Raw genomic sequence first — 1,025 nt, forward strand, 5'->3', positions numbered from 1 at the left:
CTTGTAGAAGTCAGATATTTCGGTAACAGAATCAAAATTTTTAAATTGATTCTGTTATGGCAATAAACACAAATGATTTTACTGTAGAACGGAAGTACCTACAGACCTATCGGATGATGATCCGGGAGTATGAGTTGGTAAAGCAAAAATCGCATCCTGTATATCGTTTTGTAGAGGAACTTTACAAAGCCTGGGGTACCAACCGGAAGAGTTTTTTGAAATATTATAACCGTTTTAAGCAGAGCGGCGAAGATCTAGACCTGTTACCTCGAAAGCGAGGTCCAAAATACCGTACCAGGCGTCCGATACGTTTTATAGAGAACAAAGTCCTTGAACTTCGTCAGCTGGGCAATTCCAAACATGAAATAGTTTCAATTCTCAAACCAAGATTACATAAATTTACACCTTCTGCATCAGGGGTCTATAACATTAGCAAACGCTATGGATTAAACAGGCTAAATCCCAAGATGAAGGAGAATAAAAGGAAAATCATCAAGGAAAGAATGGGTCAACTTGGACATGTGGACTGCCACCATCTAGGCAGGACAATTATAAGGGGTCAAAGCCAGAAACTGTACCTGGTCTGTCTTTTGGACGACCATAGCCGCTTGGCGTGGGCRGAGGTAACGCATGATGTTACCGCACTAACGGTAATGTTTGCTACCATGAAGTGCATCAGCGTGCTGCAGGGCGAATATGGGATAAAGTTCGAAGAGATCATATCAGATAATGGACCTGAATTTGGTCAGAAGCAAAGTCAGAGCAAGATCAACCATCCGTTTGAACGGCTGCTTATTGAACTTGATATTGTACACAGGTACACAAGACCCTATAGGCCACAGACCAATGGAAAGGTAGAGCGGTTCTGGAGAACACTGAAGGAAGATCTGATAGAAGAAACGGACTTCGATACAATAGAAGAACTAAAAGATGAACTGATGCAATACATGCTATACTATAATCAGCAAAGACCGCATCAGGGCATCAATGGCAAAACTCCAGCAGAGATGGCAAAACTAAGCGGG

1 protein-coding gene is annotated in these 1,025 nt (G+C 42.0%); it reads left to right on the top strand.

What is annotated here, in order from left to right; all coding sequences use genetic code 11:
• Positions 1-56: 56 nt before the first annotated feature.
• The coding region (locus FA045_RS18765; RefSeq protein ID WP_136878603.1) for an integrase core domain-containing protein at positions 57-1,025 on the top strand (969 nt) is incomplete at its 3' end.

It is taken from the genome of Pedobacter cryotolerans (genome assembly GCF_005116475.1).
GTDB classification, from domain to species: Bacteria; Bacteroidota; Bacteroidia; order Sphingobacteriales; family Sphingobacteriaceae; genus Pedobacter; species Pedobacter cryotolerans.